General features: G+C 71.5%; 11 protein-coding genes and 1 pseudogene. 6 read left to right on the forward strand and 6 right to left on the reverse strand.

Going from position 1 to position 19321, the window contains the following annotated elements; translation table 11 throughout:
• Positions 1-38 precede the first annotated feature (38 nt).
• Entirely contained in the window at positions 39-2666 is a 2628-nt protein-coding gene (locus ACGFNP_RS25845) for a CHAT domain-containing protein (protein WP_393322998.1), read from the forward strand.
• Between the two features lie 129 nt (positions 2667-2795).
• Here ACGFNP_RS25845 and ACGFNP_RS25850 read toward each other — a convergent pair whose 3' ends face one another.
• The 3 genes from ACGFNP_RS25850 to ACGFNP_RS25860 all read right to left on the reverse strand — a co-directional run bounded on the left by ACGFNP_RS25850 (position 2796) and on the right by ACGFNP_RS25860 (position 6096).
• On the reverse strand, positions 2796-3608 hold the full coding sequence (locus tag ACGFNP_RS25850) for a sulfurtransferase (RefSeq protein WP_393323001.1): 813 nt from the start codon (positions 3606-3608) through the stop codon (positions 2796-2798).
• Between the two features lie 31 nt (positions 3609-3639).
• Complete coding sequence (locus ACGFNP_RS25855) at positions 3640-4767, reverse strand: alkaline phosphatase family protein (RefSeq protein WP_393323004.1); 1128 nt, start codon at positions 4765-4767, stop codon at positions 3640-3642.
• 738 nt (positions 4768-5505) lie between these two features.
• Complete coding sequence (locus tag ACGFNP_RS25860) at positions 5506-6096, reverse strand: DUF5998 family protein (protein WP_214635698.1); 591 nt, start codon at positions 6094-6096, stop codon at positions 5506-5508.
• A gap of 307 nt (positions 6097-6403) precedes the next feature.
• Between ACGFNP_RS25860 and ACGFNP_RS25865 the strand changes: the two genes are divergently transcribed.
• The 3 genes and pseudogenes from ACGFNP_RS25865 to ACGFNP_RS25875 all read left to right on the forward strand — a co-directional run.
• Positions 6404-7489: an NAD(P)/FAD-dependent oxidoreductase gene (locus tag ACGFNP_RS25865; RefSeq protein ID WP_393323008.1), complete on the forward strand. Its 1086-nt coding sequence runs from the start codon at positions 6404-6406 to the stop codon at positions 7487-7489.
• 345 nt (positions 7490-7834) lie between these two features.
• Positions 7835-9238, forward strand: coding sequence for an MFS transporter (locus ACGFNP_RS25870; RefSeq protein WP_393323012.1), 1404 nt, complete (start codon positions 7835-7837; stop codon positions 9236-9238).
• 150 nt (positions 9239-9388) lie between these two features.
• Positions 9389-9472: pseudogene (locus ACGFNP_RS25875) on the forward strand (sulfotransferase); the annotation flags it as partial.
• Positions 9473-9544: 72 nt separating this feature from the next.
• Here ACGFNP_RS25875 and ACGFNP_RS25880 read toward each other — a convergent pair.
• Positions 9545-12283 (reverse strand): GNAT family N-acetyltransferase, encoded by a 2739-nt coding sequence (locus ACGFNP_RS25880; protein WP_393323015.1) that lies wholly within the window; start codon positions 12281-12283, stop codon positions 9545-9547.
• Between the two features lie 148 nt (positions 12284-12431).
• Between ACGFNP_RS25880 and ACGFNP_RS25885 the strand changes: the two genes are divergently transcribed.
• Complete coding sequence (locus ACGFNP_RS25885; RefSeq protein ID WP_358315570.1) at positions 12432-13322, forward strand: sugar kinase; 891 nt, start codon at positions 12432-12434, stop codon at positions 13320-13322.
• Positions 13323-13381: 59 nt separating this feature from the next.
• Complete coding sequence (locus ACGFNP_RS25890; protein WP_393323019.1) at positions 13382-16195, forward strand: ABC transporter substrate-binding protein; 2814 nt, start codon at positions 13382-13384, stop codon at positions 16193-16195.
• On the opposite strand, the gene ACGFNP_RS25895 is transcribed toward ACGFNP_RS25890, so the two are convergent.
• Both ACGFNP_RS25895 and ACGFNP_RS25900 read right to left on the reverse strand, forming a co-directional pair.
• Positions 16188-18275 carry a RecQ family ATP-dependent DNA helicase gene (locus tag ACGFNP_RS25895; RefSeq protein WP_393323022.1) on the reverse strand — a complete coding sequence of 696 codons (2088 nt, stop codon included), beginning with the start codon at positions 18273-18275 and terminating at the stop codon, positions 16188-16190. The genes ACGFNP_RS25890 and ACGFNP_RS25895 overlap by 8 nt on opposite strands.
• Before the next feature lie 227 nt (positions 18276-18502).
• Positions 18503-19318 (reverse strand): TauD/TfdA family dioxygenase, encoded by an 816-nt coding sequence (locus tag ACGFNP_RS25900; protein WP_358315578.1) that lies wholly within the window; start codon positions 19316-19318, stop codon positions 18503-18505.
• Between the last annotated feature and the right edge of the window lie 3 nt (positions 19319-19321).

The raw sequence follows: 19321 nt of genomic DNA on the forward strand, positions 1-19321 counted from the left end.
CCTGGCTCCCACTCCTCCCCTACGAAGCCCAGGGCGCCATGATCGCAACACAGGACGACCGTTCCACTCCCGACACCATCGGGCTTGGGGGCACGGCCGCTCCCGATCTCATCGTCCCCCACCAACCCGCCGCACCCGGCGGCCCGCTGGTGATGGCGGCTGAGATGGCGGTGCTTCGTTCGGTGGTCGATCCCGAACAGGCCCTCCACGCCGGCCGCACCGTCCTGACCGCAGCCCAGGCCGTGGGCTGCGTCGACGCCGCGGTGGTCGCCCTCAGAGCGATGGCGCTGGCCGCCCGCGAGCTCGGCGATCTCGAAGCCGCCGAAGCCCACCTCCGGCAGGCCATCGACACCCCCGGCATCCCGCGCCAGCGCATGGCCCAGGCACGCCTCTCCCTGGTGACGGTACGCACCGAACGCGGCCATCCCCTGCAGGCGCTCCGGGTCGCCGCCCTGGCCTGGGCCGACCTCTCCCCGCTCGACCGGGCCAAGCTCGACACCCAGCGGGCCGTCGCGCTCGCCCACCTGGGCCGCTACCAGGAGGCCATCGCCTCGTGCGACCGCGCGCTCCAGGTGCTGGTGGTCGCGCCGGGCACCATCGACGACCGCCGCTTCCTGGCCGGCGGCCTGCTCAACCGCGGCCTCGTCCACGCCTACCGGGGCGATTGGGACGCCGCCACCCGCGACATCACCGCCTGCCTGGAGATCTCCCGCCACGCCCGGCTCGACCACCTGGCCCGCCTGGCCGCCGCCAACCTGCCCTTCCTCGCCGTACGCCGGGGCGACATCACCGGCGCCTTCGCCCACTACCGGGCGGCCGAGCACACCCTGTTCGGCTTCCCCGAGCGGCTGGCCACGATGCGGGCCGACTTCGCCGGGGCGCTGCTGGCCGCGCACCTGCCCGGTGAGGCGAGGGCGCTGCTCAGCCTGGCCGTACCCGATCTGGAGTCGTCCGCCGCGCTGGTGGCGCTGGCCGAGGCGCGGCTGAAACTGGCGCAGGTGGAGCTGCTCACCGGCGACGCCCGCCGCGCGCTGGCCGTGGCCGAGCAGGCGGCGGTCGAGCTGGCCGAGCAGGACCGCGTGTCATGGCTGCCGCTGACCAGGGAGGTCGTGCTGCGTGCCCGCCTCGCGCTGGAGGGCTCCTCACCGGAGCTGCTCGACGAGCTGATCGCGTGCGCCGACGACCTCGAGAACGGTTCCGCCCACCTGGCGGGCGCCGCCGCGCTGCGCCTGGTGGCGGCGGAGGCCGCGCTGGCACTCGACGACCATCCGGCGGCGTCGGCGCAGCTGGCCCGCCTCACCGTGCACGCGCGGCGCGGCGAGCGCTGGGTGCCCGCCGGGACCCATCTCACGTCGCTGGCCTCGGAGCTGCAGGCCAGGCACCTCGCGCAGACCTCACAGATCCCGGTGCTGGTACGCCAGCACGCCCTCGCCCTGGAGTCCGCGCTGCAGGAGGACGTCACCCAGGCGTTCCGCGCGGTCCACGACGGGCTGACCGAGATGGGCAGCAGCATGGAGTCGTTCGACGACCCCTCGCTGCGGGCGCACGCGGCGCGGGCCGGTGAGCGGCTGGCGGCGTTCGGGCTGGAGATGGCCGTACGTGACGGGTGTGCCGAGGAGGTGTTCGACTGGGCGGAACGCTGGCGGGCGGTGGCCGCTCCGGCGCACGCCTGCGGGCTGGCCGATCCCGGCGCCGTGCGGGCCGGGCTGGGCGGTGCGGCGCTGGTCGAGTTCGTCATCGACGGCTCCTCGCTGCTGGCCGTACTGATCACCGGCGAACGGCTCGCGCTGCGGCGGCTGGGCGATCTGCGGCCCATCCGTGAGGCGCTCATCCGCCTGCGCTACTCGCTGCGCCGGGCCGGGTTCGGCGACGGCGCCTCCGCCGACGCCCAGGTCGAGCCGGCCGCCGCGGAGCTCGAACGACTGCTGCTCCGGCCGCTCCAGGCCGAGCTCGGCGACCGGCCGCTGATCGTGGTGCCCGCCGGTCCCCTGCACACGGTGCCGTGGACGGCCCTGCCGTGCCTGCGTGATCGTCCGGTGTCCGTGGCCGCCAGCGCGTCCGCCTGGCTGGACGCCGGGCAGCGCGCCGCCGTACCCGCCGAACAGCCCGTGGTGATCGCCGCGGCCGGACCCGGGCTCGCCCACGCGCGCGCGGAGCTCGAACAGGTGCTCGCCTGCCATCCCGGCGCCCGGGAGGTGCCCGCCCGCTCCGGTGCCGTGCTCGCGGCGCTGACCAGCGCCGACGTGCTGCATCTTGCGGCGCACGGGGTGTTCCACGCGCGCAGCCCGCTGCTGTCGGGCATCACGCTGGCCGACGGGCAGCTCATGGCGTACGACCTGCTCGGGCTGTCGCGGACGGCCCGGCTGGTGGTGCTGTCGGCGTGCGACTCGGGGATGGCGCACACGCCGACGGACGGCGCTCCGCTCGGGCTGGCCGGGACGTTCCTGTCCAGGGGTACGGCCTGCGTCGTCGCGGGGATGGTGCCGGTGCGTGACGAGGAGGCGCTGGCCGTGATGACCGCGTTCCACGGTCTGCTGTCCGACGGCCAGTCCCCCGCCTCGGCCCTGGCTTCGGCCTCGGCCAAGACGGGAGCACTCGGCTTCGTCTGCTTCGGCGCGGGCGACCGGGCGTACACCCGGAGACGCGACCGACCCCCGACCCCGTAGCGCTCGCTATGCGGAGGTCGTCTGGTCGGCGCCTATGCGGGGGTCGTCTGGTCGGCGCGCCGGTGGTCGGCGCGCCGCTCAGGCAGCGGAGGCTTGGCCCGCCGCGGGCGGGCGGCTCGCGAAGCGGGCTCAGCCTGTGGCGATCGGGCGTGAGGGGTCGGCGATCCACTCGGACCATGAGCCCACGTAGAGTGCCGCGGGCAGGCCCGCCACCTCCAGGGCCAGTACCTCATGCGCGGCGGTGACGCCGGAGCCGCAGTACGCCCCGGCGGGCACACCCTCGCCCACCCCGAGCGCGGCGAACCTGTCGCGCAGCTCGGCCGCAGGACGGAACCGGCCGCCGGGGTCGATGTTCTCCGTGGTCGGCGCGCTCACCGCGCCGGGCACGTGCCCGGCGACGGGGTCGATGGGCTCCACCTCGCCCCGATAACGCTCACCCGCCCGTGCGTCCAGCAGCACCCCCGACGTCGCGAGCGCCCCCGCCTCGGCGGCGCTCAGCAGCGGCATCCCACCCGGCCTGGCGACGAAGTCACCCGGCACCACCTCCGACGTCTCCTTGACGATCGGCAGTGCCGCGTCGGCCCAGGCGGGCAGGCCGCCATCCAGCACCCGGACGTCCTGGTGCCCGAAGTAACGCAGCACCCACCACGCTCGCGCCGCGGCGGTCGACCCCGTGTCGTCGTACACCACCACCGGCCGTCCCCCGGACACGCCCAGCCGCCGCATCGCGCTCTGGAAGTCGTCCGCCTCCGGTAGCGGATGCCGTCCGGCGGTTCCGGCGGGCGCGGCGAGGTCGGCGTTGAGGTCGCAGAAGACGGCGCCCGGCAGGTGCCCCTCGCGGTACAGCTCGATCCCCGGAGGGCCACCGAGCCGCCACCGCACATCGAGCACGGTCACACCGTCCAGCGCGGCGAGTTCTTCGGGCGTGATCAACGGACTCATCGGCCGCTCACCCCAGCGGTGATCAACGAACTCATCGGGTGCTTACCTCCAAGAGCGGTACGTACTGTTCGGCGGTGGTCATCGAGCCGTGATAGCCGGTGAACAGCGCCTCGATCGGATGCGCGCGCGGCGCCGTGATGGCCAGCCCGGTATACGGGACGGCCACGACGTCGCCGATGCGCCCCGCCCATTCCGGCCGCACGCGCGGCCCGAACCAGCCGGACTCGACCGCCTCCTGCCTCGACACCACCCAGGCCTTGCCCGCCAGGATCTCACGCCATGCGTCGAGCACTTCGGAGGCGGCCCCCGGCTCGGCGTACACGTGCCTCGCCCTTGCCTCCCCGCCGAGCATCGCCACCCCCCGGGTCAGCGCGGGCTCGGTCTCGGCGTCGAGCTTCTCGGTCACGTTGACCATGCCGTGGTCGGCGGTGATGTAGAGGGCGGAGCCCGGGGGCAGGTCGGCGGCCAGGCGTTCGGCCATCCGATCCACGATTTCGAGCTGATCCAGCCATTCCTCGCTGCCCCAGCCGGTCATGTGGCCCACCGCGTCGAGGTCGCCGTAGTAGACGGTGACGTGGGCCCGCGGCTCGGCCATCGCCGTACGTACCCTGGCCACCCGCTCGTCAACGGTCTCGGCGGCCAGGTAGCGCACGCCGCGGTAGACCGCCTCGGTCAGCCCGGTCCCCTCGAACTGGGCCGGCGCCACGTAACCCGCCGCGATCCCCGCGGCGGCGGCGCGCTGGTAGACGGTCTCGGCGGGCTGCCATTGGCCCGGTTCCATGAACGCCCCGCCGGGCAGCGTCCACCGCAGGCAGTTGAACAGCTGCCCGGTCCCCGGCACCGCCAGCATCAGCCCCAGCATGCCGTGCTCACCCGGCGGCACACCGGTGCCCAGCGAGCACAGGCTGGTGACGGTGGTGGCGGGGAACCCGGCGGTGAGCGTGGTCTTGGCGGCGGCGGCGAGGAACGGCGCCCGGTCGACGTGAGCGCGCAGCGACTCCGCACCGAGACCGTCCACGATGAACAGGCAGACGCGGTCGGCGGGGGCGAGCTGGAGGAGGTTCGGCTCGTCCATCCCCAGCACCGCCAGCAACGCACTCGGCAACTCCGCCAACGACGCGGTGCCGTAACTGGGAATCAGTGGCGCGTTTCCGCCCATAGCGCTCCATTCCGTTCGTCGCCCGAAATATTCGATCATGCACGAAGCTCCCGCCGCACGCCGCTGATCGCCGCCAAACCCCAGAACCCAAACGATGTTGTACGGCACGGCCAAGTGAGCGCCACTCGCCGTACGTGGCTGAGGGCCTCCAGGAATACGGTCGCTGAACCCGCACGTGGCTGGGCCTCGTTACGTGCGTATTCTTGGCCGTCTTCTTCGCTTGATCGGCTGGGCGCCGCACATATTGCGCGGGACCGTTCGCCGGGAATGATCGGCCCGTGTGCCGGCGCACGAGCACGGTCGCGCGGCCACCACCACAGAGGCATCGGAGCACCGTCAGGCGGACACCATGGCAGAGACGCCGCCGCACGAGCACGATCACGTGGCCGCCACCACTGAGGCACTCTCACATGAGCACGGTCCCGCAGGCACCGCCGATGGGTCGGTGCCGCGTGAGGTGTCTCCGGTGAGACACCGTAGGGGCTCGCCCCCGCGCCGCCTGGCCAGGAGACCCTGGAAGTGCCGCTTGAGCACAACCCCAAGGACACGGTCGCGTGGACACGACCACAAGGACACCACCGCATGAGCGCCACCTATTGCCACCTCAGAGGAGCACCGGTCTGTCGCAGAGGTGCCCTTGTGGGCGCGATGTCGTGGAGTCGGTGTGTCGAGGTTCGCGTTGTGTGCATGGGTCTTGCCCTGGTGGCACCGAGAGGGTGGGTGCCTGGGAGTGGTCTGTCAGGTTGTGGCGCGGGCGGTGGCTTCCGAGAGGGATTTGGCGAAGGCGAGGACGTGGGTGACCGCTTCGGGGCCGTCGGCTGCCTCACTTACCCGGAGCGAGAGGTCGTCGGCGGTGATGGCGCCCGTGTAGCCGTGGTCGGCCTCGCAGTTCTCGTCACCGCAGGTGGCTGGTTCGAGGTCGACGTGGGAGATCGCTCCCCAGCCGATCGTCAGCGTGGCCTCCGTGGGAGGGACGCCGGGGACGTAGGAGGCGGGGTCGGGGACGACGCGGGTGACCGCGACCGACTGGACGCGGCTCAGGCGTACGGCCTCCGTGGTCGTGGAGGCGTGCGAGGTCGAGACGCCTTCGACCGCCGGGTGTTCGTCGGTGTGGCAGACCAGCAGCCTCGTCGTCGACAGCACAAGGACGGTGACGTGCCTGCGCACTTCCATCGCGGGATCGAAGGTGGCCTCGTGATGGACCACGAACGCGGTCACAGCCTCCTTGCCCAGCGCGGATTCGACCGCATCGGTGACGAGGTCGGGGTAGTAGCCGCTGCGCTCGATCGCTTCACGCAGGCCCGCGGCTGAGACTCGGGTTTCCCTCATGGGTCCATCCTGCCAGGACCGCGCAGTGCACTCACCCACCAGACATAACGCTCTATAACGTCTTTTATCCCGCTATCCAGGTGCAGGGCCGTGTGCAATTACCGGACGCTGCATTGCGCCTCATCAGTGCCGCTGTGCCGACCCCTGGAGTGACAAATGGTGAAATTTCATAGAAATGAGGTTTAGCCAGCCGCCAAGACCCCACCGCCCAGCCGGGGTGCCGGGTGCCGGGTGCCGGGATCTAACTATTTGCCAATGCGGCAAGGAAGTTTGTCAGGTTGGTGGATGCGGGGTGAGAGTACGCGGCATGACTACACAAAACCTGCAGTCTCCGGCCGCCGATTCCGTACCTCTGAAGCAGCGCTATGACGTAGCGGTGCTCGGGGGTGGAGCCGCTGGGCTGAGCGGGGCGCTGGCTCTGGCGCGGGCACGGCGATCGGTGCTGGTGATCGACGCCGGGCACCCGCGCAACGCCCCTGCGGCCGGTGTTCACAACTACCTGACGCGTGAAGGCACTTCTCCCGCCGAGTTGCTGGCCTCGGGGCGAGCGGAGGTGAGCGCGTACGGTGGGGAGTTCCTGGACGGGACCGTCATGACCGCTGAACGTCTTACAGACGGGGGCTTCCGTGTCGTCCTCGACGACGGGACCGGGGTCGAGGCGGATCGGCTGCTGGTGACCACGGGCCTGGTCGACGAACTGCCCGAGGTGCCGGGAGTGGCCGAGCGATGGGGGCGGGACGTGCTGCACTGCCCCTACTGCCATGGCTGGGAAGTACGTGATCAGGCGATCGGCATCCTGGCGACCGGGGCGATGGCGGTTCACGCGGCCTTGATGTGGCGGCAGATGAGCGCGGACGTGACGCTGTTCTCGCACACCGCGCCCGAACTCAGCGACGAGGAACGTGAGCAGTTCGCCGCCCGTGGCATCTCCGTCGTCGACGGTCAGGTGACCGGCTTGGAGGTGACCGACGACCGGCTCACCGGCGTGAACCTGGCCGACGGGCGGGTCATCCCCATCCAGGCGCTGGTGGTCATCCCGCGCTTCACCGCCCGCGCCGACGTCCTCGTCGGGCTGGGCCTGGAGCCGGCCGAGTTGGAGGTACGTGGTCACGTGATCGGCAGCCACATCGCCGCCGATGCGACGGGGGCGACCTCCGTGCCCGGGGTGTGGGTGGCGGGCAACGTCGCCGACCCGATGGCTCAGGTCATCGGCGCCGCCACGGCGGGGTTGAAGGCCGGAGCGGCGATCAACGCCGACCTGATCGCGCAGGACACGGCTCGGGCCGTTACCGCGTACCGGGCACGGAAGGCGGCCGCACACGATCCGTTCTCCGCCGAGGTGGAAGCGGAGCTGTGCGAACGCGTTCTCGGCGATCGCCGCCACGGCCTGTGACAACGGAGGCCGTCGTACATATTCGCCACCACTTCACGGACGGCGGACCGCCGACGGCGGACCGCGGGAGGCGGGAGGCGGGAGGCAGGAAGCGGACCGCAGGAGGCGGGAAGCGGGAAGCGGGAAGCGGGAAGCGGGAAGCCGTTGGCTGTGAGGGACCGCCGGGTGGCGGAGCAAGCCCGAGTGGCCGAGCGGGACGGGTTGCGGGGGACCCGGATGCAGGGCAGGTTGAGCGGGGGTTCTGGGTGGTTGGCGGGTCTATCGGAGCGCTGCCGGGCCGATATTTCACTTTCTAGTGGGAATCATGCTCGTTTGGGGAAGGCCGGGTTGGCAGGGGAGGCCACCATGAGCGACCGGACACGGGCGCTGGGCGTCTGTCTCGTGTCAGCGTTCATGGCCGGACTGGACGTGAGCATCGTCAACGTGGCACTGCCCTCGATCCGGGCGGGCCTGAGGGCCTCCGAGGACGGTCTTCAGTGGACGGTGTCCGGGTACGCGCTCACGTTCGGGCTGTTGCTCGTGCCCGCCGGGCGGCTCGGTGACGCGCGCAGCCGTCGAGCGATCTTCATGGTCGGGGTCGCCCTGTTCACGGTGGCGAGCGCGGCGTGCGGCTTCGCGCCGAGCATGTCGGTGCTGCTGGTGTCCCGCCTGGTACAGGGCATGGCGGCGGGCATTCTGAACCCGCAGGTGTCGGGGCTGATCCAACAGATGTTCCGCGGCTCCGAACGAGGGCGGGCGTTCGGTGCGCTGGGCGCCACGATCGGCGTGTCCACGGCGCTCGGGCCGCTGATAGGGGGCGCGCTGGTCTCGGCTTTCGGGCCTGAGCAGGGCTGGCGCTGGGTGTTCCTGGTGAACCTCCCGATCGGCATCGCGCTCCTTCCCCTGGCCTACAAATTCCTCCCCGCTCCGCATCCCGGCCTGCCACGGCGGCAGGAGAGCCTCGACCCCGTCGGCGTACTCCTGCTCGGCACAGGCGTGGCCGCCCTGCTCCTGCCCTTCATCCAGCAGCACCAGTGGCCGGGAAGCACCAAGTGGCTGCTGCTCCCGGCCGCGCTGCTCGTCCTGGTGGGCTTCGTTATCTGGGAACGGACGTACCGCAAGGAGCCCCTGGTCGACCTCGGGCTGTTCGCCAAGCGCTCGTACAGCCTCGGCACGGCCATAGCGCTCTTCTACTTCGCCGGATTCACCGGCATCTTCTTCATCTTCACCCTGTACCTGCAGAGCGGTCTCGGCTACAGCGCGCTCCTGGCCGGGATGTCGATCAGCCCCTTCGCGCTGGGCTCGGCGGGCGCGTCGGTGGCAGGCGGGCGCCTGGTCTCGCGAGCCGGGCGCCGCCTGGTGGCCATCGGCCTGGTCGCCGTACTGGCCGGACTGGGGGCGACGATGGTCGCCACCATGCTGGTTCCCGGCGCCGGTGTGGGCGCGGCGACGGCGCTGCCCCTGCTGGTAGCCGGGATGGGCAGCGGCTTGGTGATCTCTCCCAATCAGGCCATCAGCCTGTCGGAGGTTCCCCCGGAACAGGGCGGGAGTGCGGCCGGAGTCCTTCAAACGGGTCAGCGCCTCGGCTCGGCCATCGGCATCGCCGCCGCGGGGTCGGTGTTCTTCGGCGCGCTGGGGCAGGGCTGGCCGACCGCGTTCCGGCACGGCCTGGGAGTGGTGGCGCTGTTCGTCTCGATCGCGCTGGCGGCGGCGCTGTACGACCTGGCCCGCGAGTACGCCGACCGCCGCAAACTCCACTCCACTCCATGACCGCGACCGTGTTCACCGGCGAAGTCGCCGTGCGGAACGTGTCCTTCCCCACCTCTTCAAGGAGTACGACTGACCGCGGATGACCTCGGCCAGGTTGCTTCTCCGGGGACACGGCGAGCGAGGATCACCTGATCAAGGCCTTCGAGGACCATGTCGCCGCCGTGGGCGCCGAGGCGCCTGCTGGTCGACGACGTACGCGACGGATGGGAGCCCCTGTGCGCCTCCCTCGGCGTTCCCGTGCCCGCGTGGCAGCGAGGGATCGGGGAGGTGGGCAAGCGCACGACCGCCGCTCCGCCTCCTGAGCGGTCAGGACAGCCTGCGGGGGCCGCCGTCCGGGCGGGGGCCGGGTGGGGTGCGGATCGTCGCCCGGGCGCCCAGGATGATGACGCCCTCCCTGCCCACCAGCACCTGGTCGAGGTCCAGCCGGGCCACCTCCGGCAGGTCGTTGGCCAGGCGGCCCACCCGGACCAGGAGATCCTCCAGGGCGTCGACCGCCACGGGCGGGTAGCCGTACTCGCCGAACAGCAGCGGGGCCGCGCGGACGGAGCGAACCAGCCCGGCGGCGTCCTCGCCCGCGAGGGGCGCCAGCCGGAAGCCCTGGTCGAGGAGGAGCCGCGCCGTCACCTCACCGAGCCCGAAGGAGACGATGGGCCCGAACGCCGGGTTGTCAGTGACGCTCACCACGGTGGGTACGGCGGGCTGCGGCGCCATCCGCTGGACCGCCAGCTCCACGTCCTCCCCGAACTGGCCGGCGAACTCGGCGTAAGCGTGCCGCACGCTGTCGGGCCCCGCCAGCCCGAGGCGTACGGTGCCGGCCCGGCGGGCGGCCTCAGGACCGGCCACCTTGAGCACCACCGGCCAGCCCAGCCGTTCGGCGGCCGCGACCGCCTCGTCCGGGGACCGCACCGCCTCGGCGGGCCAGACGCTCAGCCCATAGCAGGCGAGCAGCTCGGCCACGTCGGCCGCCTCGGCCTCGACCGACGGCCCTGGCTCGGCGAAGAGACTCCGCGCGGCAGCGGAAGCGGAATCCGCGGCGGGAGATTCCGCCGCGGATTCCGCGGAAGGTGCCACGGCGGTGGCCTCCGGATGGAGGACGCGGTTGATCAGGGTGCGGGCGCGGGGCGGGTCGATGTCCGGCAGTTCGGGCGGTGGCAGCGACGGCTGAGCTCGCCACCGCGCGTACCGGGCCACGTACGCCAGTGCCCTGACCGCCTCCTCCGGCGCCGCGTACGAGGGGATGGACCCCCGCGAGGGCACGGCGCCCACCCGAAGATCGGGGTGCATGCCGAGATGCCCCTGGAAGGTGGCGAGCACCGGCTTGGCCGAGCCCTCCGACACCCGCAGCAGTTCGGCCGCCACCTCCGCGTCCTCGCCGGGGATCGGCGGCATGTAGATCACCACCACCGCGTCCACCGACGACGAGCCGAGCCGGTCCGCGAGCGCCGCGCCGAAGGCGGCGGCTCCGGCGCCGGCGCCCAGGTTCACCGGAGGCAGGGGCTCCAGGCCTGCGGCGACGCAGGCGTCGGCGGCCAGCAGGCCCAGGGCGTCGGAGTTGGTGACCAGCCCGACGCGCGGACCGGCGGGCAGCGGCTGGTAGGCCAGGAGCTGGCCCACGTCGAAGAGCTGGATGAGGTCGTCCACCCGGATCAGCCCCGCCTGCGAGAACAGCGAGCTGATCGCCGAGTCGGGCAGCCCGAGCGCCTCCGCGGAGTGGCTGTCGGGCGTGCCGCCGCTCTTGACCACCACGATCGGCTTGCTCCGCGCCAGGCGCCTGGCCAGCCGGGTGAACTTGCGGGGATTGCCCAGCGACTCCAGGTAGAGCAGGATCACCTCGGTCGAGGCGTCCTCCTCCCAGTACTGGAGCAGATCGTTGCCCGACACGTCGGCCCGGTTGCCCGCCGAGACGAACGACGAGATGCCCATCCCCCGCTGCGCCACCCGCTGGAGCAGGGCGGTGCCGAGCGCGCCCGACTGGCTGAAGAAGCCGACCCGGCCCCGGCCGGGCACGGTCGCGGCGAGGGTGGCGTTGAGTTTGACGGCCGGGTCGGTGTTGGCGATGCCGAGGCAGTTGGGCCCGACGACCCGCAGGCCGTACGCACGGGCGATGCGCGCCAGCTCGTCCTGCCGCTCACGGCCCTCGGTGCCCGTCTCGCCGAACCCGGAGGAGACCACGACCAGCCCGTGCACGCCCTTCTCCGCGCACTCCTTGACCACCTCGACGACGCCGGCGGCGGGCACGGCCACCACGGCCAGGTCCACCTGGTCGTCGATCGCCGTCACACTCGGATAGGCCCGTACGCCCGCCATCGCCCGTACCTCCCGGTGCACCGGGTAGACGGGGCCGCTGAAGTCGGCGGCGAGCAGGTTGCGCAGCACGGTGTGGCCGACGCCGCCCGGCTCGCGCGAGGCGCCGATGACCGCCACCGAGCCGGGCGCGAGCAGCCGGGCGATGGATCTGGCCTCGGCGCGGTGTTCGCGGGCGGTCGTGACCTCGGCCGAGGTGTCGGTGGGGGTGAGGTCGAGCGTCATGCGGACGACGCCGTCGGCGAAGCGGCTCTCGGCCGTGTATCCGGCCTGGCGCAGCACGCCCATCATCTTCATGTTGGCGGGGAGCACGTCGGCCACGAAGCGTTCGATGCCGCGTTCGCGGGCCGTGGCGGCCAGGTGCTCCAGGAGCACCGAGGCCACTCCCCTGCCCTGGTGGGCGTCCTCGACGAGGAAGGCCGTCTCGGCCTCGCCGGGCCCCGTTCGGTCGTAGCGGATCACAGCCACCATCTCGGTGCCGATGGTGGCGATCAGCGCGACCCGGTCTGCGTAGTCGACGGTGGTGAACCAGGCGACCTCCTTGTCGGAGAGCCGCGGCCTCGGGCCGAAGAAGCGGAAATAGATGGATTCGTCGGAGAGCCGGGAGTAGAAGGCACGCAGTCGGTCGGCGTCGGCGGGCTTGATCGGGCGCACGTGAGCGGTGCCGCCGTCGGCCAGGACGACGTCGGCCTCCCAGTGGGCGGGGTACTGAGCCTCCACAGTCCCGAGCGTAGACCGCATCCCGGTTGCCGGGCTCCGCAGGGCCTATTGGGCAACGCTTGTGCATCGACTGACCCCCTGTGTCCGGGGTACGCCCCACGGGTAGCCCGGAAGCTGTTAGTTTTGCCGTTGGCCAGGCTCGTTCTGAAGGCAGCAAGGTGGTGGCATCATGACGCGGGTCGTCGTGGTGGGCGATCTCATGACCGACGCGGTCGCGCGCGCCCGTTATGCACTCGCCAGGGCGAGCGACACTCCGGCGATCGTGACGATGCACGGCGGTGGATCAGGGGCGAACATCGCCTCCTGGCTCGCCGTCGAGGGTGCGGAGGTGGCCTTCATCGGCCGCCGGGGCGCCGACATCACCGGTCGAAACCGTGACATGGAGCTGATGGGCTACGGCGTGGACGCCCGGCTCGTCATGGACCCTGAGCGGCCGACCGGCACCTGCGTGGTGCTCGTCACGCACAAGGGTGAGCGGACCATGCTCTCCGACCCGGGCGCCAACGCGGCGCTCTCGCCGGAGGACCTGCCCCGCGACCTGTTCGGCGGGGGTCATCTGCATCTGTCCGGCTACACCCTGATCAACGAGGGGTCCCGCGACGCGGGGCTGGCCGCGCTCGACATGGCTCGCCGGTCCGGGATGTCGATCTCGGTCGACTGCTCGTCGTCCGCGCCGTTGGAGCGTACGGGTGCCGAGCCGTTCCTCGAGTGGACCAACGGGGCCAAGCTGCTGTTCGCCAACGTCGACCAGGCGAAGGTGCTGACCGGCCGCGACGATCCCGAGGCCGCCGCCAAGGTGCTCACCGCCTGGTTCCCGCAGGTCGTGATCAAGATGAACGACGAGGGCGCGCTCTGGTTCGGCAACAGCCGCTCCGAGCCGGTCCGGGTGGACGCCGAGCCGGTCGACCGGATCATCGACGGCACGGGAGCGGGCGACGCGTTCTGCGCCGGGTTCCTGCCGCCGTGGCTGGAGGGCAAGCCGCCGTCCGAGGCGCTGACCGCCGGCTGCCATCTGGCGGCACAGGCGATCGTGCACCTGGGAGCGCGTCCGCGCCTCTAGTGCGATCTTTCCGGCGCCCTTTATCGTAGGAGTCCCGAAAAAGGACGATAAGGAGCCGGATGCTGGGCGTGCGTCCGTTACGGCCAGGCGACCCTGTGTCGGTTGGCTCCTACCAGGTCACCGGGTTCCTCGGCGAGGGTGGCCAGGGCAGCGTCTATCTGGGCACCTCCCCGGCCGGCGAGCGGGTGGCGATCAAGCTGCTGCACGCCAGGTTCGCCGACGACGAGCAGGCCGTACGACGCTTCCGCCGCGAGGCTGAGGCCGCCCGGCGGGTGGCCGAGTTCTGCACGGCGCGGGTGCTCGACGTGGGCGCCGTCAACGACCAGCCGTACATCGTCGGCGAGTACGTGGACGGTCCGTCGCTCCAGCGCCAGGTGTCCGGGGAGGGCCCGCTGCGGGACCAGGCGCTGGTACGGCTGGCCATCGCGACCGCCACCGCGCTGGCCGCGATCCACCGGGCCGGGGTGATGCACCGCGACTTCAAGCCGAGCAACGTGCTGCTCGCTCCCGACGGGCCCCGGGTGATCGACTTCGGCATCGCGCGGGCGCTCGACGTGAGCCAGAGCCTGACGACCAGCATCGTGGGCACGCCCGCGTACATGGCGCCGGAGCAGTTCCACGGCGAGCCGTCTCCGGCCAGCGACGTGTTCGCGTGGGCGGGGACGATGGTGTACGCGGCCACGGGGCACAGCGCGTTCGGATTTGGGGCGCTTCCGGTGGTGATGCACCGCATCCTGAGCATGGATCCGGACCTGTCGGGGGTACCGGAGCCACTCGCGGCGCTGCTCTGGACCGCGCTGGGCAAGGATCCCCGGCGGCGGCCCACGGCGGAGCAGGTGCTGGGCGAGCTCATCCGGACGAGCGCCCCACCACCGCCACCACCGGTCGCGGCGTACCCGCAGACCGCACCACCCGGCGCGGCGTCCCCACAGACCCCGGCACCTGGTGCGGCGCACCCTCAGTACCCGCAGGCCCCGTCACCCGGCGCGGCCTATCCGCAGGCCGCGCCACCGGTCGGGCCCCGCTGGGAGTCCGGACCGCAGGCGCCTTCGCCGTACCTACGACCCTCGGGGACGGATCCCGGCGGCGTCACGCCCGTGACCGCGCCCGGCGGCCAGCGGCGCGGTGTGCTGGTGTCGGTGGCGGCGGTGGCCACGGCGCTCATGGTGGGTCTCGGGGTGTGGCTGATCCCCCGCGCCCTCAACCTGACGGGACCGGAAGCAGGGCCGACGGACCCGGCCACCCCCTGGTCCGACCGCTTCGACGCCGCGGTCGCGGCGGTCGCGAACCCGTCCACCAAGACCGGCGGCACGCTCCGCCTGGCCTCGGCGTACAGCCTGGACTCCACCGATCCGGGCAACACCTACTATCCCGACGTGATGAACGCCATCCGCCTCTACGGCCGGTCGCTGACGATGTTCAAGCCGGTCCCGGGGAAAGCGGGCACCGAGCTCGTTCCCGACCTGGCCGAGTCTCTGGGGCAGGTGAGCGACGGCGGCAAGACGTGGACCTACCGGCTGCGTAGCGGCGTGAAGTTCCAGGACGGCGCACCGGTCACCGCGGCGGACGTGAAGTACGCGGTGCTGCGGAGCATGGACAGCGACTTCAGCAACGGTCCCACCTATTTCGACACCATGCTCGACCTGCCCGCCGGCTACCAGGGACCGTACAAGTCGCCCGACGCGAACACGGACTCGGCCATCGCGACGCCGGACGACCGCACGATCGTGTTCCACCTCAAGAAGCCGTACGGTGCCTTCGACGCCGTCGTCCAGTTGCCCGAGACCGTCCCCGTGCCGCGGGCCAAGGACACCCGTGAGAAGTACCGATACGTGGTGACCTCGTCGGGACCGTACAAGTTCGACAGCGCGACGGACAACAAGATCGTCCTGGTCCGCAACCCGAACTGGGACCCCGCGACCGACCCGAACCGCAAGGCTCTCCCGGACCGGTACGAGCTCCAGTACGAGCTGCCCGCGGCCGACGCGCGCACCAAACTGCTGGACGGCGACACGGAGGTCGGCTCGCCGATCCCGGACCTGGACTCGGCCAACGTCTACGGCAGCCCGGCGGTCAAGAGCCGCGCCGACGCCCCGGTCGGCACCCAGATCCGCTACCTGGCGATCAACCCGCAGGTCCCGCCGTTCGACAAGGTCGACTGCCGCCGCGCGGTGATCCGCGCCCTGGACCTGGCGACGATCAACCGGGCCTTCGTCGGAGGGCTGAACGAGGGCGGCCAGATACCGAACGCGCTCGTGCCGCCGTTGATCCCCGGCACGCACGCGCTCCTGCCGGGCCTCACACCGTCCGGCGACGTGGACGCGGCCAAGGAGTCGCTCAACGCCTGCGGCAAACCCGGCGGGTTCTCCACCACCTACATCTACCGCGACACCTTCGGCGAGTCCGCCGCCGCGCAGGCCGTACAGGCGTCGCTGGCCAAAGCCGGCATCAAGCTCCAGATCCGGGGTTTTTCGCTCGCGGACTTCCACGCGAAGTACGGCGGCAACCCCGAATACCTCAAGAAGGAGAACGTCGGCCTGATCGCCAGGGCGTGGGTGCCCGACTGGCCGGACGTGGAGTCATTCGTCACCCCGCTGGCCGACAGCAGGGAGATCCTGGAGAAGGGCCACTCGATCAACGTGAACGTCCGCCTGCCCGCGCTCGACACCCTCATCGACACGGCCAGGCAGGAACTCGACGCCGCCACGCGCGCCCAGCGCTGGAGCGAGGTCGAACAGAAGATCGCCGACGAGGCCGTGCTGGTGCCGCTCTCCTGGGAGCGCAACCTGCTCGTACGCGGCAAGAAGACGACCAACGTGTACGTCAGCCCGGTCTATGCCAACTATGACCTGCTGACGATGGGCGTCAGCTGACCGTCGCCAGGGCCAGCGGCAGCACGGCGGGGGCGCCCGCGTGGCGTACGAGGGCGGCGGCGAGCGTCATCGTCCAGCCGGTGTCGATGCGGTCGTCGATCAGCAGGACGGGACCACCGCACGCCGCGATGGCGGCACCGACCTCCTTCGGCATGGCCAGCGTCGCCCTGACCGCCTGAACCCGCTTGGCGCTGTTGAACTGCTTGCCCGGCGAGCCGTCGCGGTAGCCGAGCTCACCCAGATAGGTCAGCCGTCCGACCTGCGCGAGCCGCTCGGCGAAGCCGCGCACGAGCAGCGGCCGCGACGCGGACGGCACGTTGACCACGGCGACGGGCCGCTCCCGCCAGTCCCACGCGGACAGCACCTGGATCACGGCCTTGAACATGTCGTCGGCCATCGGCCCGTCGGCGCCGTGGAACAGCTCGCGCAGCCGGTTGCCCCAGCCGATGTCGGTGAGCCGCCCGAGCACCCGGCCCGGCTCGGCGCCGAGCTCCGGCTTGATCCGGCCGGACAGGTCGGACAGACCGGTCGGCCACTGCCTGCGGGCGTCCACCTCGACGCCGGGCCTGGTCAGCCGCTCGCGGGCGCCCGCGACGGCCTGCTCGGCGATCTCCGGCGAGCGGTGCCGGCCGGTGCAGTTGTCGCACCTGCCGCAGGGGCCCGCCGTCTCGTCGTCGAGGTGGCCGCGCAGGTAGCGTTCGCGGCACTCGGTCGTGGTCAGGTAGCCCAGCATGGCCTCCTGCTCGGCCTTGCGCTCGCCGGCGATGCGGGCGTAGCGCTCGGCGTCGTAGTCCCATGGCCGGCCGGTCGCCTCCCAGCCGCCTTTGACCCGGCGTACGGCGCCGTCGACGTCGAGGACCTTGAGCATCATCTCCAGCCGCCCCCGGCTGAGGTCGACGGCCGTCTCGAGCGCGGGGGTGGAGAGCACGCCGCGCTCTTCGAGCGCCTGGAGCGTGGCCCGCACCACCGGCTCGGGCGGGAACGCCAAGGAGGTGAAATATGCCCAGATATCGCGGTCTTCGATGCCGGGCAGCAGGATCACCTCGGCGCGTTCGACCCCGCGCCCCGCCCGGCCGACCTGCTGGTAGTAGGCGACGGGCGACTGCGGCGCCCCCACATGGACGACGAACCCGAGATCGGGCTTGTCGAACCCCATCCCGAGCGCGCTCGTCGCCACCAGCGCCTTGATCTTGTTGTTGAGCAGCGCCTCCTCGGCGGCCAGCCGCTCGGCGGGATCGGTCTGCCCGGAGTAGGCGGCCACCTCGTAGCCCTGATCGCGCAGATATCCGGAGATCTCGTGGGCCGCGGCCACGGTCAGCGTGTAGATGATCCCGGACCCGGGCAATTCCCGCAGCGCCTGGGACAGCCACGCCAGCCGCTGCTCGGCCGTCGGCAACCGTACGACGCTCAGGTGCAGGCTCTCCCGCTCCAGCGGCCCACGCAGGACCAGCGTGCCCTCGCCCATCTGCTCGGCCACGTCCCGCGTGACCCGCGCGTTGGCGGTGGCGGTGGTGGCGAGCACCGGTATGCCGGGCGGCAGCTCGTTGAAGAGCGTGGCGAGCCTGCGGTAGTCGGGCCGGAAGTCGTGCCCCCAGTCGGAGATGCAGTGTGCCTCGTCGACCACGACCAGGCCCGCGCTCTCGGCGAGCTCGGGCAGCACGTTGTCGCGGAAGTCGGGGTTGTTGAGCCGCTCGGGGCTGACCAGCAGCACGTCGACCTGCCCCTCGGCCACCTGCGCGTAGATCTCCTCCCACGCCTCGGGATTGGCCGAGTTGATGGTGACGGCCCGGATCCCGGCCCGCTCGGCGGCGGCGATCTGGTTGCGCATCAGGGCGAGCAGTGGCGAGACGATGACCGTGGGCCCCTCGTCGAGCCCGCGCAGCAGGGCGGTGGCCACGAAGTAGACGGCCGACTTGCCCCACCCGGTGCGCTGGACGACGAGCACCCGGCTCCGATCCACGACCAGCGCCTCGATGGCGGCCCACTGGTCATCACGCAGCCGGGCATGGTCACCGGCGAGCGCTCGCAGCCGAGCCTCAGCCTCTTCACGCAACATGGCCGAATCGGGGGCGTCAATCATGTGGTCCTTGTTACCACCTCCCACCGACTTTTGCGCCCACCGCACCGGCACCGCACGGACCGACAAACCTCTTCTTTCCGTTACGGCACAGCCGCACCCACCGCCACCCGCCGTCCATGGCTGAGGGCCTCCAGGAAAACGGCCGCTGAACCCGCACAGGGCCGGCCGCCGTTACGTGCGCGTTCTCGGCCGGTGGCGGCCAGTGGCCCGGCCGGTGGCCACAGGGGTTATTGGTGCTCCGGAAAGGCGTTGATCGTGACGCGGTGCATGCGGCGGCGCTCCGTGTAGTCGGCGACCGCGTAGTGCTGCGTGGGGCGGTTGTCCCAGAACGCCAGCGTGCCCGGCCGCCAGCGGAGCCGGAGCTGGTACTCCGGCGACCGGATGTGGTCGATCAGCAGGGGCAGCAACGCCTCGTTCTCCCGATCGGTCAGCCCGACCAGCCGGGTCGTCGACGCGCGGTTCACGAACAGCGCCTTGCGTCCGGTCTCGGGGTGTACGCGCACGACGGGCCGTTCGAGCGGCGGCCACTTCGCCTGGACCTCCGCCAGGTCGAACGGATGCCCCTTGGAGATGGCCTTCTTCATCGACATCGTGATGTCGTGCACCGCCGTGAGCTCGTCGCAGAGCCGCTGGATCGACGGTGAGAGCGTCTCGTAGGCCAGGTAGGTGTTGGCCCAGCACGTGTCGCCGCCCACACTCGGCAACTGGACGCAGCGCAGCAGCGACCCCATCGGGGGCGTCGGTTCGAAGGTGTTGTCGCTGTGCCACTCGTCGCCGCCCTCGCCTTTGGGGTCGGTCTGGTCGAGCACGTGGATCGGGCTGGCGCTGTCCTTCTTGAAGGCCGGGTGGTTGAGCGTGCCGAAGTTCAGGGCGAACTGCAGGTGCTGTTCATCGTCGAGTTCCTGGTCCCGGAAGAACAGCACGAGGTACTTGAGCCAACCGGCCCGCAGGGTCTCGACCTGTTCCTGGGCCAGCGGCTTGCGCAGGTCTACACCTGTCACTTCGGCGCCGATGTGCTTGGTCACGGGATGGAATTCGATCATGAC

Source organism: Nonomuraea sp. NPDC049269 (genome assembly GCF_043197155.1).
Lineage (GTDB): Bacteria > Actinomycetota > Actinomycetes > Streptosporangiales > Streptosporangiaceae > Nonomuraea.